The 17675-nt window shown below is 74.0% G+C and carries 14 protein-coding genes; 3 read left to right on the top strand and 11 right to left on the bottom strand.

Going from position 1 to position 17675, the window contains the following annotated elements; genetic code table 11:
- Positions 1 to 249: 249 nt before the first annotated feature.
- Entirely contained in the window at positions 250 to 1080 is an 831-nt protein-coding gene (locus J2W21_RS16620) for a nuclease-related domain-containing protein (protein WP_307115628.1), read from the top strand.
- Positions 1081 to 1116: 36 nt separating this feature from the next.
- Here the strand turns inward: J2W21_RS16620 and J2W21_RS16615 are convergent, their stop codons facing one another.
- Complete coding sequence (locus J2W21_RS16615; RefSeq protein WP_307115627.1) at positions 1117 to 1632, bottom strand: cupin domain-containing protein; 516 nt, start codon at positions 1630 to 1632, stop codon at positions 1117 to 1119.
- A gap of 98 nt (positions 1633 to 1730) precedes the next feature.
- Positions 1731 to 4520, bottom strand: a complete 2790-nt coding sequence (locus J2W21_RS16610) for an ATP-binding protein (RefSeq protein ID WP_307115626.1) — start codon at positions 4518 to 4520, stop codon at positions 1731 to 1733.
- A gap of 360 nt (positions 4521 to 4880) precedes the next feature.
- Here J2W21_RS16610 and J2W21_RS16605 point away from each other — a divergent pair, with 360 nt between their 5' ends.
- A complete protein-coding gene (locus tag J2W21_RS16605; RefSeq protein ID WP_307115625.1) occupies positions 4881 to 5174 on the top strand; it encodes a helicase associated domain-containing protein in 294 nt (97 codons plus the stop codon).
- Here J2W21_RS16605 and J2W21_RS16600 read toward each other — a convergent pair.
- The 4 genes from J2W21_RS16600 to J2W21_RS16585 form a co-directional block, all read right to left on the bottom strand.
- Positions 5171 to 5404 (bottom strand): hypothetical protein, encoded by a 234-nt coding sequence (locus J2W21_RS16600; protein ID WP_307115624.1) that lies wholly within the window; start codon positions 5402 to 5404, stop codon positions 5171 to 5173. The genes J2W21_RS16605 and J2W21_RS16600 overlap by 4 nt on opposite strands.
- Positions 5405 to 5454: 50 nt before the next feature.
- A complete protein-coding gene (locus J2W21_RS16595) occupies positions 5455 to 7953 on the bottom strand; it encodes a PEP/pyruvate-binding domain-containing protein (protein WP_307115623.1) in 2499 nt (832 codons plus the stop codon).
- An 8-nt stretch (positions 7954 to 7961) separates the two neighbouring features.
- Complete coding sequence (locus J2W21_RS16590) at positions 7962 to 8363, bottom strand: VOC family protein (RefSeq protein ID WP_307115622.1); 402 nt, start codon at positions 8361 to 8363, stop codon at positions 7962 to 7964.
- Positions 8364 to 8456: 93 nt separating this feature from the next.
- Positions 8457 to 11009, bottom strand: coding sequence for a bifunctional lysylphosphatidylglycerol flippase/synthetase MprF (locus J2W21_RS16585; RefSeq protein ID WP_307115621.1), 2553 nt, complete (start codon positions 11007 to 11009; stop codon positions 8457 to 8459).
- A gap of 250 nt (positions 11010 to 11259) precedes the next feature.
- Between J2W21_RS16585 and J2W21_RS16580 the strand changes: the two genes are divergently transcribed.
- A complete protein-coding gene (locus J2W21_RS16580) occupies positions 11260 to 12552 on the top strand; it encodes an alpha/beta hydrolase (RefSeq protein WP_307115620.1) in 1293 nt (430 codons plus the stop codon).
- 11 nt (positions 12553 to 12563) lie between these two features.
- Here J2W21_RS16580 and J2W21_RS16575 read toward each other — a convergent pair whose 3' ends face one another.
- The 5 genes from J2W21_RS16575 to kdpC form a co-directional block, all read right to left on the bottom strand.
- Entirely contained in the window at positions 12564 to 13316 is a 753-nt protein-coding gene (locus tag J2W21_RS16575) for an alpha/beta fold hydrolase (protein WP_307115619.1), read from the bottom strand.
- Between the two features lie 81 nt (positions 13317 to 13397).
- Positions 13398 to 13790, bottom strand: a complete 393-nt coding sequence (locus J2W21_RS16570; protein WP_307115618.1) for a VOC family protein — start codon at positions 13788 to 13790, stop codon at positions 13398 to 13400.
- Positions 13791 to 13805: 15 nt separating this feature from the next.
- Entirely contained in the window at positions 13806 to 14513 is a 708-nt protein-coding gene (locus J2W21_RS16565; protein WP_307115617.1) for a response regulator, read from the bottom strand.
- 1 nt (position 14514) lies between these two features.
- A complete protein-coding gene (locus J2W21_RS16560; protein WP_307115616.1) occupies positions 14515 to 17046 on the bottom strand; it encodes a DUF4118 domain-containing protein in 2532 nt (843 codons plus the stop codon).
- 47 nt (positions 17047 to 17093) lie between these two features.
- On the bottom strand, positions 17094 to 17675 hold the full coding sequence (gene kdpC / locus J2W21_RS16555) for a K(+)-transporting ATPase subunit C (RefSeq protein WP_307115615.1): 582 nt from the start codon (positions 17673 to 17675) through the stop codon (positions 17094 to 17096).

Below are 17675 nucleotides of genomic sequence, written 5' to 3'. Positions count from 1 at the left end.
ACATTGTTTTCAAAGATCCCCCAGACCCCCAAGCCGGTGCGATGCGATATGACCGGCTGGGTAAACGTTAGCGGCCCGGGGCCCAGCCGACAATGCCGCGAATTTTCAGCCCATGAGGTCCACACACATCGCGATGGAACGTTAGGCTGACGCTGATCAGATAGGGGGATCTGTGGCACACGCTCGCCGACGCAATCCGAGAGGGATTTCCCGATCCTTCGTGCAAGGGTCCTGATCACGGTGAAGGAGATGAGGCTTCGCTACGCCGGGAGGTGCAGGGTCTGCGGCACCTCAATTCCGGCTGGCACCAAAGCGGTCTACGAGAGCGAAACGAAGACCGTCCACTGCCTGGAGTGCCCCCCTGAGCCCGGAGAGCTCAACGCGTCACCCGATCTTGTACTGCCCCCAGAAGACGCCCCTTCCGGCGAAGCCTCGCCCACCGAACCGGGAGTAGCCGGCGCGTCGGCCCGGCGCGAGTACGAGCGCCGCAAGGCCAAGGACGAGCAGCGCCTACGGGAGAAGTGGGGGCGGCTCGGCGGCCTCGCCGTCGCCCTCTCCGAGGAGCGGCAGAGCACCAAGGCCTGGGAGACGGGCGCCGTCGGCGAGGAACGCCTCGGCGCCCGGCTCGACTCCCTCACTGGCCAGGGGATCGCCCTCCTCCACGACCGCCGCATCCCGGGCTCGAAGGCCAACATCGACCACATCGCCATCACCCCCAGCGGGATCTGGGTGATCGACGCCAAGCGGTACAGGGGCCGCCCCGAGCTCAAGGTCGAGGGCGGCCTCCTGCGGCCGCGCACCGAGACGCTCCTCGTCGGCCGGCGCGACTGCACGAAGCTCGTCGACGGAATGTTCAAGCAGATCGAGATCCTCCGCGCCCACGTCCCTGCCGTGGCCATCACGGGTGCGCTCTGCTTCATCGAGGCGGACTGGCCGCTGATCGGCGGCTTCTTCGCGACCCGCGGCGTCCATGTGGTCTCACCGAGGCGGCTGGCCACGCTGCTCGCCCGGGAGGCCGCGGGCGAGGTCGACGTCGCGAAGGTGCGCGACGCCGTCGCCTCGGTCTTCAAGCCCGCCTGACGCACCCACAGCCGGCCGGCGCCGAGCCCGGCGCCGTCAGGCCGCGGAGATATCGGCGAGGACCTCCTCGGGCGTGAGCTCGTGGTCGTGCGTGTTGCGGGCGTGCTCGCGGACGGCGGCCACGAGGTGGTCGATCTGGTCGGCGTCGGCGACGCGGAACTCGACTCCGCAGGGGCACCGCTCGACGTAGCCGGAGGCGGGCCCGCCGGTCGCGGCGAAGTCGATGATGGTGCACGGTTCGTCTCCGATGACCCAGGCATCGTGGCCGGGGGCGACGACGTGGGCGTCTCCTGGGCCGAAGTCGTATTCGCGGCCGTCGTCCATGCGGACGTGGAAGCGCCCGGAGACGACGTAGCCGGTGTGGGCGACCTGGCACGAGGTGGTGCCGACGGTGGGGGCGATGTCGCCGGACCAGGTCCATCCCGGCTGGAACACGGCCCGGGCGATGGTGGCTCCTTGGAGGTTCACGACGTCGAGCGTGCCGTGCTCCATGGTGTGCGTCTCGTCGGGCGTGTGGAGGCTCTTCGCTTCGAAGGCTGTCTGGATGCTCATCTCCGGGTCCTTTCTCGCTGATCTGCCGGTGGACGGTTTCAGAGTGCGCCCAGGGGACTGGTGCCGGCATCGGCAGGATCACGTAGCGGTGGCCACGGCTACGTGGTCCCCGGTGGCGTGTGCGGGCTGGTGGCCAGGCGGGCGACGAGCTCGGTGCGCGTCCGGGCGCCCGCCTTGCGCAGGAGCGATTCGACGTGCTTCTCGACCGTCCTGGGGGAGAGGCCCAGCCGCGTGGCGATGTCCTTGTTCGGCAGCCCCTGGGAGACGAGTCGGAGGACGTCCGCCTCGCGTGGGCTCACTCCGGCGTCCGCCCAGGGATTCGGTTCGCAGGTCCTGAGCAGTTCCCGGCAGCGGCGGCCCATTTCCGGGAGTCCGCGGGCTTCGAAGCGCTCGGGGGCGCCCCGGAGCCACCGGGCGGGGTCGCCCCAGCCGTCGGCGGCGGCGCCCGGTGCGGCGAGCAGCCTGGCCAGGTCGGCCCAGCCTTCGCAGTTGGTCCACTCCAGATCCGCCGCTGCTGCCAGGTCCCGTGCCCGGCGCGCCTCTCCCCGGCGGCCGGCCAGGACGGCCTCCGCGTAGCCGACGAGGGCGCGGTTGAGGCCGAAGGAGGCCACGCCGAGACGGCGGGCCTTCTGCACGGCCTCCAGTGCGCGGCGGTCTCCCTGGGCGGCGAGAGCGAGGGGCCAGAGCGCTCGCATCGAGGCTGGCTCGGCGTGGGGCACGCCCGCCAGTATCGTGATCCCGTGTTCCCAGGGGGCCAGGGCTTCCCGGTCCCGGCCGCTGAGGAGCAGGGCCATCCCGCGCGCACCCCAGACGAAGCCCTCCAGCATCGCCTCCTCGGGGGCGGCGGCCCTCGTCAGGGTCGCGTACCTCTCGGTGGCCTCGGCGTCGGCCCGCATGCTGGCGCTCCCGGCGAGCATGGCCAGCGCCTTGGCGCGCACCTGCACCAGCCCGAGGGCCTCGGCGACCGAGATCGCGGAGGCGGCGTGGCGGTCGCAGGCGTCGAGGTCCCAGCGGCAGGTGAAGGCGGCCGAGAGCTGGAGGTCCACGACCGCTGCGGTGCTGACCGCACCCAGGTCGTCGGCGGCGCGCCGGGCCTGGAGCAGCCGGTCGACGCCGGCATGGTCGAAGAGGTCGATCGTGCCGAGCTCGTGCAGGGCGCGCAGGCGCCACAGCGGAAGGTCGGCGGCCTCCGCGGTGAGCAGCGCGGCCTCGAATGCTGCGCGGGCCGCGGGCAGGTCCGTGGAGCGGCGGGCGCGGCCGAGGATCTCCTGGGCGTGGCAGCTGACGGCCGGCGCGACCCCTCCGGTAGCCAGGGCCGCCTCGGCCAGTCCGATCGCGGCCGCGTAGTCGCCCGACGCCATCGCGAGGTCGGCTTCGAGCACGGCCGCCCATGCTCCATGGCCAGGGGACTCCTCCGGGCCCGCGGAGTCGGCGGCGGCCAGGTCGAGGTGGTACCGGGCCATCCGCCAGCGGGAGGCAGAGACCCCGGCCTGGGCCAGCCGGAGGTGGGCCTCGACACGCAGACCTGATGACCGCGGGTCCGTCCCGAGGCGGGCGAGGAGGCGGCCGCCTGCCCGGGCGGCCTCGTCCACCCGCCCCGCGAGGGCCAGGGCCTCCACGAGGTCGAGCTCGGCACTGGTCCCCTCGGCGGACCCGTCGAGCAGGTCCACGGCGTGCCGCAGCGCTGCAGCAGCGGTGGACAGCGCTCCCCATGCCAGGGACTCCCGTCCAGAAGCTGCCAGCAGCGTCCCAGCCCTGTGCCGGTCTCCGGCGCGCAGCGCCAGCTCCGTGGCGAGCTCACGTCTGCCCGGCCTCGGGTCCTCCGCCCCGTCCAGGGCAGCCAAGGCTGCCCTGGCCAGGTCCCTCTGACGGGGAGGGATGACGCGGTCCAGAACGGCTTCCCTGGTGAGCGCGTGGCGGAATCCCATGGACTGGCCCTCCGCTGCCAAGAGCAGGCTGCCCACCCCGGCCTCGAGCGCTCGGGCGACCGCGGCCTGGGTCTGGCTGGTCATGGCCGGGAGCAGGTCCCAGTCGAAGTGGCGTCCGAGGACGGCGGCGGCCTCGACAACCTCCCGCTCCGCTGGGGCAAGGCCGCCGAGGCGGGCCTCGACTGTGGCGGCGAACCCGGCGGGCACGCCGGGCGAGGCGAGCAGGTCCTCGACCAGCAGCGGGATCCCCTCCGATGCCTCCTGCACCCTCGCAATCGTCTCGGGATCGGCATCGGGCAGGCAGGTGCGGGCCATCTGGGCGGCCTCCTCCCCGCTGAGCCGCTCCAACGCCACAGACACCGAGTCCGCGCTGCCGCGCAGCCTTCCAGCCAGATCCAGGGCGGCCGAGGGCGGGCTCTGCCTCATGGTCAGCACCAGCAGGAGCCGCTGGCCGGCGAGGTTGCCGGCCAGATACTCCACCGCCGCCACGGTCTCCGGATCTGCCCAGTGGAGGTCTTCCAGGACGAGGACCAGGCCTGGGACGCTGACCCGCTCCACGACCCTCAGCAGGGCCTCGGCGCGAAGATCTGGCGGCACGTCCATGCCCGGCGGCGGGGCGTCCGGAGGCGTCGGCAGGAGCGGCCGCAGGAGGACGAGCCAGGGCCGGAGGGAGGGATCGTCGGGCAGGGGCCGGGAGCGTGACAACTGCAGGAGGGCCTCGGCGAGCGGGCGGTAGGCGGACGAACCCGATCCCGGCAGGGCGCGTCCGGTGGCCGCGGGCGCCCCAAGATCCGCGGCCCAGCCCACTACTTCCTGGGCCAGCCGCGACTTGCCGATGCCCGGCTCGCCGCTCAGCACCGCACACCGTCCCTCGCCCCGCCGCGCTGCTTCCAGCGCCTCCCGGAGTGCGTCCAGCTCGGCCCGCCGGCCGATCACCACAGGGCACCGCGGCTGCCTCACTCCACCAGTGTCACCACGGGACTGGGGGCGGACAAGCGGCCAGAGGATGGGCCGCCGGGCCTCGGTCTCGGTGGCGTCCGGACCGCGGTTCATCCATGGACTTGACAATTCCCGCCGACGCGCTGTCATGCCTGTCCCGGAGAGCGGCCCCGCGGCGTCAAGACTGCCCAGCAATGACGGCAGATGCGCACCCGCAGGCCATGTGACAACGCCCATCCGGGCCGCTCCAAGCCCGCGCCGAGACCCTTGTCGGGGGCGTTTCGGCGGCGTTATCGTCCCGGTTATCGGGCACCGCCCGCCGCTTCCACGAGGGGAGCGCCGGCGCTGGTTCCGACCTCGAGTTCGGCTATTGGGGGTCGCATGTACAGGGATCTGCGGACGCGGTCCGCGCGGGACGTCACGGGCCTCTCGGCGCTGCGGCAGCAGCGCGACCAGGACTTCGCCATCGCCGTCAACGATTTGGCGGCCTTCCTCCGCGAGCGCGGCCGCGTGCCGGAGGTCACCGCCGCGCAGGATGCGGCGGAGGCGAGGCTCGGCTCGTGGCTGGACGGGCAGCGCGCGGCCGACCGGCGCGGGAGGCTGAGCGCCGAGCGTGCCGGCGCCCTCCAGGGCGTTCTGGGGCGGGGCTGGTCCTCGGAAGGTCGGGAAGGCTAAGCGGCCCGCTCCACGCCGCCGATGATGGCCAGCACGGTCCCGCAGGGCCACCGCTCGAGGCAGCCTCCGCAGGGGGATCCCACCTGTTCCCCGGTCGGGGCGTGGGCGGCCATCCGCGACGCGCAGACCTCGAGCGAGCAGGCGCTGTGCGACATGCCGCGCCTGCGGGCTTCGCGGAGCATCTCGAGCATTGTCGCGTGCAGCGGCCGGGCGGGCTCTGGGTGGGGCATGCCTCTGGACTTACCCGCGCGGGTGGACCAGGAAACCGAGAGCTGCCGGATCACTTGGCCGAACCGTCCGACTGCAGCACCTCGACGGTGCCGCGCTCGCCGTCGACGCGGAGGCGGTCGCCGTCGTGAATCAGCCTGGTCGCGTTGCCGGTGCCGACCACGGCCGGGATGCCGAGCTCGCGGGCCACGATCGAGGCGTGCGAGAGCGGCGCGCCGAGGTCGGTTACCACGGCGGCGGCGCGCGGGAACATCGGCGTCCAGCCCACGTTGGTCAGCGTGGTCACGAGGATCTCGCCGGCGTTCAGCCGCGCGCCGTCCTCCGGGCGCGCGATCACCCGGGCGGTGCCCTCCACCACGCCCGGCGCGCCGGGGAACCCGGTGATGCCCTCCTCCACGGGGACGGCGGCGCCGCGGGAGTCGTAGAGGTCGGTCCGCCGGTCCGGGCTCGCGGCCCACCGCACCGGGTCGAAACGGCCCACGATGAGCCTCGGGTAGGGCGGCAGCGCGGCGTACCGCTGGTAGGCGGCCCGGCGGGCGGGCACCCGCGCGAGCGCGGCCGGCTTCCCCTCGAGCACGTCGAGGAGCTCCTCGAGGTAGAGGTACCAGAGGTCGTCGGGCCGGCCGGTGAGCTCGCCGGCGCGCAGCACGAACTCGCGCACCACCCAGAACGTGCGCACCGACTCCGAGCGGGTGGCCTCGCGGTCGCGGACAATCCCGTTCCAGCGGCGCACCTGCTCCCGCATCGCGGGCACCCGGCGCGGGTAGCGCGCGGCGAAGCGCGCCCAGGCCTCGTCCCGGGCCTGCCGCTGGCGGGCGAGCAGCGCGTCCGTGCTGAACTGCAGGTCGTGGAGGCCGGCGAGCTGGGCGTCGATCCAGCCGGGGTCCTCGCCCGGCCGGGGCGCCGAGAGCTCGCACTCGTGCGGCCCGCGGTGGCCGTACTCGCGCGCGAACTCGTCCCGGCCGATCTCGCCGCGGGCCAGCCGGGTCAGGCCGACCAGCAGGCCGAGGCTCGCCAGCCCGCCGTCGGCATTGACCCCAGTGAGCATCGCCTCGGCGTCCGTGCTGCCCATGAGCTTGCGCAGCTTCTCCCGCGTGTAGAGCAGGGTCCCGCCGCCCTGCCGCCCCGCCGCCTCGAGCATCCGGGCGGCCGTGACGAAGAGCGGCCCGACCTCCTGCCGGTACAGCGCGGCCAGCTCCGCAGGCGATTCCGTGGCGGCGATGCGGGCGCGCAGCCCGGCGCAGCGGCCGCGGGACTCGGCCAGGAAGGGGCGCATCTGGGCCAGGTTGGCCCTGGCGCGGCGCCGCACCCGGATCGCACCCGGCACCATGCGCTTCAGCGTGGGCCAGTCGAGGACCTTCACGGTGGGCACGTCGAGGTCCTCCGGGATGCGGCCGAACACGTTGGCGACCGTGCTCGCCCAGCCCTTCACGTGGAGGGCCCGGACCATGGAGTAGATGGGGGTGAGGTTGAGGTAGAAGCGGCCGCCGATGTTGCCCACGAGGTCGAAGCCGGGGATGGCGGAGGCCGACATGGCCTCGTGGATGAACAGCTTCACGAACGACCACGTGATCGGCGTCATGACGTCCGGGATGGCCTCCCCGAGGTTCCCGCTGGTCCACAGGTACTCGCCCTTGGCCGTGTCGTTCCATTCGCCGAGCTCCGGCCCGAGCACGGTGACCGGGCGCGCCTGCACGATCGCGAACCGCCCCTGGCTCCGCACCCACTCGATGTCCATCGGCACCCCGAACAGGTCCCGCACCCGGGCCCCGAGCGCGGCCAGCTCGAGCGCCTCGGCGGGAGCGAGGACGGGCTCGCGCCGGCGCTCGTCGGGCACGGGCCGCTCGTCGGTCCCGTCCGCGGTGCGGACGGTCAGGACCGTCTTGTCGCCGATCGTCGTGCTCGCCACGGCGCCGGAGCGGACGACGACGGAGTCCGGGATGACATGCCCGCCGACCACCGACTCGCCCAGCCCCCACGAGGCGTTGATGACGGTCTCGTCCTCGCTGCCCGTCACCGGGTCGGCGGTGAACAGCACCCCGGACGCGTCCGCGTCGACGAGCTCCTGCACCACGACGGCGAGTGCCGCCGCATCGTGCGGCACGCCGTGCTGGTCGCGGTAGGCAACCGCGCGCGGGCTCCACAGCGACGCCCAGCACTTCTGCACCGCCCCGAGCAGCCCCTCGCCGCGGACGTTGAGGTAGGAGTCCTGCTGCCCGGCGAAGGACATGCCCGGCAGGTCCTCCGCGGTGGCCGAGGAGCGCACCGCGACCGGGACGCCCTCGCCCAGCCCGCCGTAGGCGGCCAGGATCTCCTCGGCGAGCCCGGCCGGCAGCGGGTGCTCGGCGAACAGCGCCGCGGTGCGGTCCGGGTCGCCGGGGTCGATCGCGCCGCCGAAGCCCGCGACGAACGCCCGGTACGCGGCCGTGGTGACGCAGAACCCGCCGGGCACCGGGAGCCCGGCCCGGACCATCCGTGCCAGCGAGGCGCCCTTGCCGCCCGCCGTCGCGAGGTCGGCGGCCGCGTCGCCGAGCGGCAGGACCAGGGCCACGGCTGCCCCTACGAGGGCTCGAAGCCGATCAGCCAGTGGAGCCCGAACCGGTCCACGACCTGCCCGTCCGAGGCGCCCCACGGCCGCTCCTGCAGCGGGTCGACCACCCGCCCGCCCTCGGCCAGGCCGTCGAACCAGGCCCGCAGCGTCGGCTCGTCGGCCGTGCCCAGGAGCGAGAGCATGAGCCCCTCGGTCCGCACCCCGGGGCTCCCGGAATCGGCGTCGGCGCCGCTGAGGTGGACGACGCCGGTCAGCTCGCCGTGGGCGATCGCGTCACCGGGCTCGTCGGTGCGGCCGAACTGCGCGCGCGTGTAGAGGGCGAGGTCGCCGCCGAAGACGCCGTGGTAGAAGCCGAGGGCCTCGCGGGCGTTGCCGGGGAACAGGACATAGGGCACAGGAGGTGCTGACATACGCCACAGGCTAGGCCCCCGGCGGCCGGCGGGACAGCCCCGGCGCGGCGAGGCGCCGCCGTCGTCCGCGCGAGCGGCGCCGAGTGCCGGCTGCTAGGTGTCCTGGAGCGCCGGGCGTGGGCCGATCGCCGGCTCGTCGCGGCGGCCCGGGCCGTGGAGGAGGCCTCCGGCGATGCGGCGTGCGAGTCCGAACTGCTGGGCCGGGCTGGGGTGCGGCAGGTAGGCGCGGGTGAGGGCGGTCGCGATGGCCGGCAGCGCCGCGGGGTCGGGGTAGGCCAAGTGCAGGGCTTCCCAGCGGGGGTGGAACCTGGCCTTGAAGGCGTGGAGCGTGCGGAAGCCGTAGGCAGGCTCGAGGAGGCTCCCCAGCCAGCGCAGGACGCCGTCCAAGGCGGAGCCCCGTGCCGGGCCGGGTCCGCTGCGGGCCAGCGGCGCGCCGGAGAGGCTGAGGGTGTGGAAGCCCTGGTCCTTCAGGTCCAGGGCCGCCGAGGCGATGAGGAACTCGATGGCGGCCCGGAACCCGGTGCTGCGGCGGCGCATGATGTCCAGGGTCCAACCGGTCACCGCGCCGTGTTCGTGGATGGGCAGCCAGGAGGAGACGGCGTGGACGGTGCCATGGGCGTCGACGGCGAGCAGGAGGCGTACCGCGGGGTCCTTCATCTCCTCGGTGCCGCCGAGGGTGAATCCCATCTCGGGCATGCCTTTGCCGGCGATCCATTCCTCGGAGATCGCCTCGATCTGCTCGCGCTCGCCGGGAGTGGCGCCGGCGTAGGTGGTCCAGTGCGAGCGGATGCCCTCGCGGCGGGCGCGGTTGAGGGCCGTGCGGGTGTTCTGGTGCCTCCGACCGGTGAAGTCGAGGGTGTCCAGGTCCAGCACAGCGTCCTCGGCGATCTGTACTGTCGCCCAGCCCAGGGCGGCCGCAGTGCTCCTGGTGCGTTCGGGGACGGCGTAGAGGCAGGGGGTCCAGCCGTTGGCTGCGGCATAGGAGGCGAAGGCTGCGAGTTCCGCCTGCTCCTTCGCGGCCGGGCACACCGGGGGTCCGAGGGCCAGGGCAACACCGGCTGAGGGGCGGTAGGCGATGTACCCGTCGCCGTCCGAGGTGAACCAGTACCGGTTCCCCGCCCAGGTGGTCATCCATGACAGGCTGCAGTTCCCGCCGGCCGCTTCCAGCAGGAGCGCGGCGCGTTCCCGGTCCCCGGCCAAGGCGCGGCCGGGGACCTTGAGGAAGGTGCCCAGGGCGAGTGTGGCGGCGGTGGCCCAGAAGAGGATTCCGACGCCCTCGTACAGCACGGTGGCCGGGAGGGTCTCGGGGACGAACGCCGGCGGCGTGTCCGTGAGGTAGCCCAGGGGCAGGAACCGGTCGGGCAGGTCTGCGAGCAGCTGCAGCGGCCGGGGCGGGTCCGAGAAGTGGTCGGCGAGGGTGAGCCCTGCGCCGTAGTAGAGCAGCGCCAGGGCCGCCCCGGTCCCGGCGAGCCGGGCAGCGAGGCGGGTGTAGGTGCCGCGGGGCGCGCGGACCGGGAACTGGGCACGCGTTGCCAGCAGGAGCCCGGCCAGGACGGCGGGGGTGAGCAGGGGAAGGACCAGAGCGAGCTTGTTGCGGAACGTCCCCACGTGCACGGCGCCCAGGCCCTGCGCGGCCGCGCTGCCCGGACCTGCAGGGGTGAAGGCGGCCACGATGTCCACGATGGCGATGCCGGCCAGCGCACACTCGAGTGCCACCGCGCCGGCCCAGGCCGCGTGCCGGCCGCGGCGGATCCCCTCGGCGAGGACGAGGAGAAGGACGGTGGGCAGCACTGCCATGAACACGGCCCCGCCACCGGCCCGCTGCTGCAGGAGGGCCGCGGCGCAGCGCCTGGCCGCGGAGGGATCCGAGCACAGGGCCTGGACCGTGTCGGGGTCCACCGGCTGCAGCCCGGTGAACACCAGGTGCAGGACCGCGAGCGGACCGGCCGCGTGCGGCTGCATTCCGGCGATGACGGGACCGACTGCGGCGGCAGCCACGGCGACGGCGATCAGCGTGCGCGACTCTCGGCGCGAGACCGCTGCGGGCCGCAGCCGGGGCCTGCGACCGTGCAGGGCCGGTCCGAGGGCCAGGCCCACGACGGCGGCCAGGAAGCGGACCAGGTCCGCGAGGGAGCCGCCGTAGAGCAGGAGCAGGGCCGTCAGCGCCAGCACTGCCACCCGGATCCTCCGCTGCCACAGTGGGCTCATGCCCGCGGTGGCTGCCATGAGCGCCCCCAGGGCCATCGCGCCGGGGCCTGCGAAGGAGTGCCTGAGCAGGTGGGAGGACCAGGCACCGCCCGCGGCCCGGAGGCCGTAGGCCAGGGCCGAGGCGGCGAGCACCGCCGCCACGTGGGCGCTGAGGGCGGCAGCCAGGAACCGCCGCGGCCCCAGACGCCGCTCGGCCACAGCGCCGGCCATGGGCAGCAGCACCGCACCGAGGAGGAAGACGGACGCGTTCTGCGTCCACAGGGCGCTGGACAGCACCGCCCACCACCGGTCCGGGAACGAGTGCGGCGTCACCGCCATCCCGCGCGCGCCGGCCCAGCCAAGCCGGACGGCGCCGGCTGCCAGGAAGGCCGCAGTGAGCAGCGTCGTCGCTGGGACGGCCGCCAGCGATGCCACAGCCCGCGGGAGCGAACGGTGCATGGCTGCCTTCCTTCCCGGGAGCTGCCGGCCGGCAGCCCAGGCACCGGGCACCTCTGGGCCGGGCACCTCTAGGGCCAAGTACCTCTAGGGGAGTACAGCGGGACGGCCGTTGCCCCGGCGTTACCGCCCTCGTCCGCGGGGAGCCCGGGCCGCCACAGGGGGTACGCCGCAGACCGTCGATAACGCCCGTGCAACGTGCTGTCGGATTCACTCGTGACCATCGACGGGCCCCGCGACGGAGGGACAGCCCATGAGACCGCTCATCGCGCTGGACCTCGTGGAGGGCCCCGTGCCGACGGCGGCTCTGTACCTCGCCATTCCGGCCGGCGTCTTCCTGCTGGCACGCAGGTGGCGCAGAGGGGCGCTGGTCCCCCTGCTGGCGGCCGTCCTCGCGGCCGTGATCGCCTGGGCCGCCGGGCAGTGGGCGACCGCCTCGGGCCTGAGCACCCATCCGCTGCCCGTCCCGGTCCTGGCCTGGATCGCCGCAGCGGCGTTCGCCCTCATCCTCGCGGGCGCCGGGCTCCGCGGCGGACCGTGGTTCCGCCGCATCCTGGCCCCCGTCGCGGCCGTCCTCGTCCTGGCTGCTGCCGCACTCCAAGTCAACGCCTACTTCGGCTTCTACCGCACGGTAGGAGACGTCACCGGGGCCAGCACCGCCGACATCGCCCCGCTGACCGATGCCCCCCAGGAAGGGCGCGCTGCTTCGAGCACGCCGCTGACCCAGTGGGAGCCCCCGCCCGACATGCCCGACCACGGCCGGATCAGGTCCGCGCACATCCCCGGCACGGTCTCCGGCTTCAGAGCACGCAGGGCCTACATCTACCTGCCCCCCGCGCACACGGTCCCACGGCATCCGCTGCTGCCCGTCCTCGTGCTCGTCCCCGGCCAGCCCGGCTCGCCCGCCGACTGGCTCACGGCCGGCCGCCTCCAGCCCGTGCTCGACGCCTTCGCTGCAACCCATCGGGGGCTCGCCCCCATCACGGTCGTCGTCGATGCCAACGGCTCGCTTACGGCCAACACGATGTGCATGGACTCGCGCATCGCCCGCGCCGACACCTACCTCGCGACCGACGTCCCTGCCTGGATCGCCTCGAACCTCGGCGCCTCCGCCGACCACAGCCACTGGGCCATCGGTGGCTTCTCCTTCGGGGGCACCTGCGCCATCCAGATGGCCACCCTCCACCCGAGGACCTATCCCAACGTCCTGGACTTCAGCGGCGAGGCCGAACCCTCCCTCGGCGCGAGCCGGGCGGGCACCATCGAGAGGTCGTTCGCCGGGGACGCCGCCGCCTTCGAGGCCCTGACGCCCCTCCATCAACTGAGGAACCGCCACTACCCGAAGACGTGGGCCTACTTCGCCGCGGGCGACGGTGACGCCGAGTTCACCGGGTGCATGCACGCCGTCGCCTCGGCGGCCACCCGTGCGGGCATGACCGTCGAGACCCAGGCCGTTCCCGCCTCGGGCCACTCCTGGTCGGTGCCCGCCACCGCCCTTGCGCCGGCCCTCGAGTGGCTCAGCCGCCGGCTCGCCCTCGCTCCCTGAGGTGCTCGGCCCTAGGACCCGACCGGTGCCCCGGCGTGCTCGAGCAGCAGCCGCGCCACCTCGTCGGCGTCCCGGTACATGAGTGAGTGCGGCGCGCCCTTGATCACCGCGGTGCGGGCCCGCGGGGCCGCCCGCTCGAGCTGGCGCGCCCACGCGGGCGGCGAGGTCGGATCCTTCTCGCCGGCGACGATCAGGAGGTCCGCCTCGACGTGGCTGATGCGCTCCTCGATGCGGTGGGCCATCATCTCGCCCAGGGTGAGGGACCACCACCGCGGGCCGCACAGGGCGTAGTCCCGGGCGAGGATGGCCTTGAGGCCCCACGGCTCGATGAGCCCGTCCTGCAGGAGGCGCAGCGCCTGGCGGGGCACGGTGCGCTCGCGCTCGTTGACGGTGGGGGCCAGGAGGGCGGCCTTGCGGATGCCGGGCCTCTGCAGCGCCATCTCCACGACCACCTGCGTGCCCATCGAGTGCCCCACGAGCATGGGGCTCTCGCCGCACACGCTGTCGAGGACCCTCCACGTGGCGCGTGCGAACTCGCCCATGGACAGGGGACGCTTGGGCTCGAGCTTCTTCCCGTGGCCGGGCAGCTCGATCACGTGGACGCGCCCGGCGGCGGAGAGCCGCTCGGCCAGCGGGCGGAAGTAGGCGGCGGAGGCGCCGATGCCGTGGACCAGGACGAACTCGCCGGGGCCCCTGCCCGCGCCGCGGATGCGGAAGGCGCCGGGGCCGGCGAATTCGAACAGCTCGCCGAACGGCTTGGGCACGGGCGCTCCTCCTCGGGTCAGGGCCCCGTCATGGTACAGGCCCCGGCTGGGGGCGATGCCCAGCCCGGGGCCGGGCGCGGATCAGTCCAGATGGGCGGCCTTGACCGTGGGCGGCGTGGCGCCCTGGAGGACCCAGCGGTTGCCGTCGGGGTCGGCGACGTGCGCGAACAGCACCCCGCCCAGGTCCTGGGCCTCGCTGACCTCCGCGCCGCGCCGGAGGAGCTCCTCGCGGACTTCTGGGAGGTCCTCCACCACGAGCTGCAGGCCCTCGAGGCTGCCCGGCGCCATGGCCGTCATGCCCGTGCCGATGACGATCGACGTGGCCGAGCCGGGCGGGGTCAGCTGCACGACCCGCATTCCCGGGATGTGCTCCACATCGTGGTCGAGGGCAAAGCCCAGCTTCTCCGTGTAGAAGGCCTTCGCCCGGTCGACGTCCGCCACCGGTACCTGCACGACTTCGAGGCGCATCTCCATGGAGCCAAGGTATCGTCACCGGTCCCCGGACGGGGCGGCACCCGCCTCGGGGGTCTCGAACCGGTACCCGCGCCCGGCCTCGGTGATGAGGTGGCGCGGGTGGGCGGGGTCGGTCTCGAGCTTGCGGCGCAGCTGGCCCATGTAGACCCGCAGGTACTGCGTCTCCTCCTTGTAGGCCGGCCCCCAGACGGTCTGGAGCAGCTGGCGCTGGGTCACGAGCCGGCCCCGGTTGGCCACGAGCATCTGCAGCACGCCCCACTCGCGCGGGGTCAGGTGCACGCGCTCGCCGGCCCGGGTGACGGTCGCCGCGCCGAGGTCCACCACGAGGTCGCCGGCGTCGACCACCCCGCCGGGGGAGGGGTGCGCCGAGCGGCGCTCGACGGCGCGCAGCCGGGCGAGCAGCTCGTCGAGCCCGAACGGCTTGGTGACGTAGTCGTCCGCCCCGGCGTCCAACGCCTCCACCTTGTCCGCGGACCCGTGCCGGGCCGAGAGGACCACGATCGGCATGTCCGACCACCCTCGGATCCCGCGGATCACCTCGGACCCGTCGATGTCCGGCAGACCCAGGTCCAGCACGAGCACGTCCGGCGGCCGCGAGGCGGCCAGGCGCAGGGCCTCGGTCCCGTTCGCGGCGACCGTCACGCTGTAGCCCTCGGCGCGCAGGTTGATCTGCAGCGCGCGCAGCAGCTGCGGCTCGTCGTCGACCACGAGCACCTTCTTCACATCAGTCCCCTTCCTCGTCCAGCGGGCCAGCGTAGAGCGGCATCCGGATCACCATCGTCAGGCCGCCGCCGGGGGTCGGCTCCGCGGCGAGCACCCCGCCCATCGCCTCGACGAAGCCCTTCGCGACCGCGAGCCCCAGGCCGATCCCCGGCCCCTTCCCCTCGTCGCCGAGCCGCTGGAACGGCTGGAACATGGCCACGACCCGCTCCGGCGGGACGCCCGTGCCGTGGTCCACCACGCGCAGCTCGCTCACCGGCCGGTCCCCGATGCCCGGGGCGAGCAGCCCGCCCGCCGTGGCGAGCACCACGATGTCGCTGCCCGGGGCGTACTTGAGGGCGTTCTGCACGATGTTCGCCAGCGCCCGCTCGAGGAGGCCGCGGTCGGCGTCGATCGCCGGGAGGTTCGGCGCGAGGTCCACCCGCACCGCCCCGGCCGGGAATTCCGCGAGCACCTCCGCGACAACCTCGCGCCAGGCCACGGGCTCGTGCAGCACGGACAGCGCGGCGCTGTCGATCCGGGACATGTCCAGCAGGTTCGCCACGAGGCTGTCCAGCCGGCCCGCGTAGGAGTCGATGGCCGCGAGCATCTCGGTGCGCTCCTCGGCGCTCATCGAGCCCGACTGCCGCTCCAGGGCCGTGACCGCGAGGCGGATGCCCGCCAGCGGGGTGCGCAGGTCGTGCGAGACGGCCCGCAGGATTGAGGTGCGGATCCGGTTCGCCTCGCCGAGCCGGACCGTCTCGCGCAGGCTCGTGGCGAGCTCCTGCCGCTCCAGCAGCGCGGCCAGGTGCGCCTCGAACGCGGCCAGCAGCCGCCGTTCGCCGCCGCTGAGCGGACGGCCACGCCACGCGAGGGTGAGCCCGGGGCCGATCCGGTCCGCCCCGTCGGCCCCGTCCGGGTCTGTCGGGGCGCCCGGGCCGGCCTCCGCGCGGACGGTCCACCCGCCGTCGTCCGCCGCCAGCAGGCTCGCCGAGGCGAGCTGGAACTCGTGCAGCAGCTGCTCGAGGAACTCCGCCGGGCCCTGGTCCCGCGCGAGCGAGCCGCGCGCGAGCTCGCTGAGCGTGCCCGCCTCCGCGCGCGCCACGGCCGCGTCCCGGGAGCGCCGCGAGGAGACGCCGACCACGAGCGAGAACGCGACCGCGACCGCGAGGAACACGGCCAGGGCGAAGAAGTTCTGCGGGTCGGCGATCGTGAGGTTCCCGACCGGCGGGGTGACGAAGTAGTTGAGCAGGAGCGAGTCGAAGACGGCGGCGACCACCGCCGGCCACAGCCCGCCGATGAACGCCACGAGCACCACCGCGCACAGGTGCGCGAGCGCCTGCGTGGTCAGGTTGATCTCCGGGAACGGCGCGAGCGCGGCGGTCATCGCGATCGGCACGGCGAAAGCGAGCACGTACCCGGCGACGGTGCGGGGACGCCCCAGCAGCGGGGTCAGCCGCCGCCGGGGCGCCCGCCCCGCGAGCGCGTGGGTCACCATGTGCACGTCGATCTCGCCGGAATCGCGCACGACGGCGGTCCCCACCCCTCCGCGGCCGAGCAGCTGCTGGAGCCGGGTGTGGCGGGAGACGCCCACCACGATCTGGGTCGCGTTGACGCTGCGGGCGAAGTCGAGCAGGCTCGCGGCGATGTCGTCCCCCGCGAGCTGCTGGTAGCTGCCGCCGAGGTCTCCGACGAGCGCCCGCTGCGCGGCGAGGTGCTGCTCGGACCCCTCGGCGAGCCCGTCCGGGGTGCGGACGTGGACGGCGAGGAGGTCGCCGCCGCTGACCCGGGACAGGATCCGGGCCGCACGCCGGATGAGCGCCTCGCCCTCCGGGCCCCCGGTCAGGGCGACGACGACCCGCTCCCGCGCAGGCCAGGTTTCCTCGATGTGGTGCCGCTCGCGGTAGGCCGCGAGGCCCTCCTCGACCCGGTCGGCGAGCCAGATGAGCGCGATCTCCCGCAGGGCCGAGAGGTTGCCGAGGCGGAAGTAGTTCGCCAGGGCGGCGTCGATCTTGTCCGGGGCGTAGACGAGGCCGGAGCCCAGCCGCTGGCGCAGCAGCTCGGGCGGGATGTCCACGAGCTCGATCTGGTCCGCGGCCCGCACGATCGCGTCCGGGATGACCTCCTGCTGCCGGGTGCCCGTGATCGACTCGACCACGTCGTTGAGCGAGGCGAGGTGCTGGACGTTGACGGTGGTGAGGACGTTGATCCCCGCCGCGAGGAGCTCGTCCACGTCCTCCCACCGCTTCGCGTGCCGGCTGCCGGGTGCGTTGGTGTGGGCGTACTCGTCCACGAGGACGGTGTGCGGGCTGCGGGCGAGGACGGCGTCCACGTCCATTTCCGGCAGGCTCGTGCCCCGGTACTCCACGAGCCGCAGCGGCACCAGCTCGAGCCCCTCGGTGAGCGCCGCGGTCTGGGCCCGGCCGTGGTCCATGACCACCCCCACCACCACGTCGGTGCCGGCGGCGGCGAGGCGGTGGGCCTCCTCGAGCATCGCGTACGTCTTCCCGACCCCGGGCGCCGCGCCGAGGAAGATGCGAAGGCTGCCGCGGTCCATGCTCCCGATTCTTCTATGTCAGCCGGCCACTCCGCCGCATCCGCCGGCTACTTGATCCGCGCGGCGAGTGCGAGGTTGAGCGTGGTGGTGTTCACGGCTGGCTGGCCGAGCAGCCCGAGGACCGGGCCCGTCGTCGCGTCCGCGACCAGCTGCTGCACCTCCGCCGTGCTGAGCCCGGTGGCGCGCACCACGCGGGGGAGCTGCAGCTGGGCGTAGGCCGGGGAGATGTCCGGGTCCAGCCCGCTCGCCGAGGCGGTGACGGCGTCGAGCGGGACGGCCGACGCCGGCACCCCCTCCCGCGCGGCCACGGCGGCGCGGGCCTGGGCTGCTGCCTTCGCCAGGGCGGGATCGGAGGGGCCGAGGTTCGAGGCGCCGGAGGACGTCGGGTCCCACGTGACGGCGGAGGGCCGGGGGAAGAAGAGCCTCGTCTCCTTCTCCGGCACCGTCTGGGCGAGGAGTGCCGAGGCCGCAGGCTGGCCGCCGAGCTGGGCGATCGAGCCGTTCGCCTGGGCCGGCGCGACGGCCTGGCCCACGCCGAACACCGCGAGCGGGTACAGGACGCCGAGCAGCACGGTGGCCACGGCCAGGAACCGGAAGGACGTGCCGAGCTGTCTCAGGTAGGCGTTCAC

It is taken from the genome of Sinomonas atrocyanea (genome assembly GCF_030811715.1).
GTDB lineage: Bacteria > Actinomycetota > Actinomycetes > Actinomycetales > Micrococcaceae > Sinomonas > Sinomonas atrocyanea_A.
Note: the sequence above shows the minus strand (reverse complement) of the source record. Positions and strands in the feature narration are given on the sequence as shown.

Coding starts and splice junctions, on each gene's coding strand:
- J2W21_RS16620 (WP_307115628.1), top strand. CDS start 250: ATGAGGCTTCGCTACGCCGGGAGGTGCAGGGTCTGCGGCACCTCAATT.
- J2W21_RS16615 (WP_307115627.1), bottom strand. CDS start 1,632: ATGAGCATCCAGACAGCCTTCGAAGCGAAGAGCCTCCACACGCCCGAC.
- J2W21_RS16605 (WP_307115625.1), top strand. CDS start 4,881: ATGTACAGGGATCTGCGGACGCGGTCCGCGCGGGACGTCACGGGCCTC.
- J2W21_RS16600 (WP_307115624.1), bottom strand. CDS start 5,404: ATGCCCCACCCAGAGCCCGCCCGGCCGCTGCACGCGACAATGCTCGAG.
- J2W21_RS16590 (WP_307115622.1), bottom strand. CDS start 8,363: ATGTCAGCACCTCCTGTGCCCTATGTCCTGTTCCCCGGCAACGCCCGC.
- J2W21_RS16585 (WP_307115621.1), bottom strand. CDS start 11,009: ATGCACCGTTCGCTCCCGCGGGCTGTGGCATCGCTGGCGGCCGTCCCA.
- J2W21_RS16580 (WP_307115620.1), top strand. CDS start 11,260: ATGAGACCGCTCATCGCGCTGGACCTCGTGGAGGGCCCCGTGCCGACG.
- J2W21_RS16570 (WP_307115618.1), bottom strand. CDS start 13,790: ATGGAGATGCGCCTCGAAGTCGTGCAGGTACCGGTGGCGGACGTCGAC.
- J2W21_RS16560 (WP_307115616.1), bottom strand. CDS start 17,046: ATGGACCGCGGCAGCCTTCGCATCTTCCTCGGCGCGGCGCCCGGGGTC.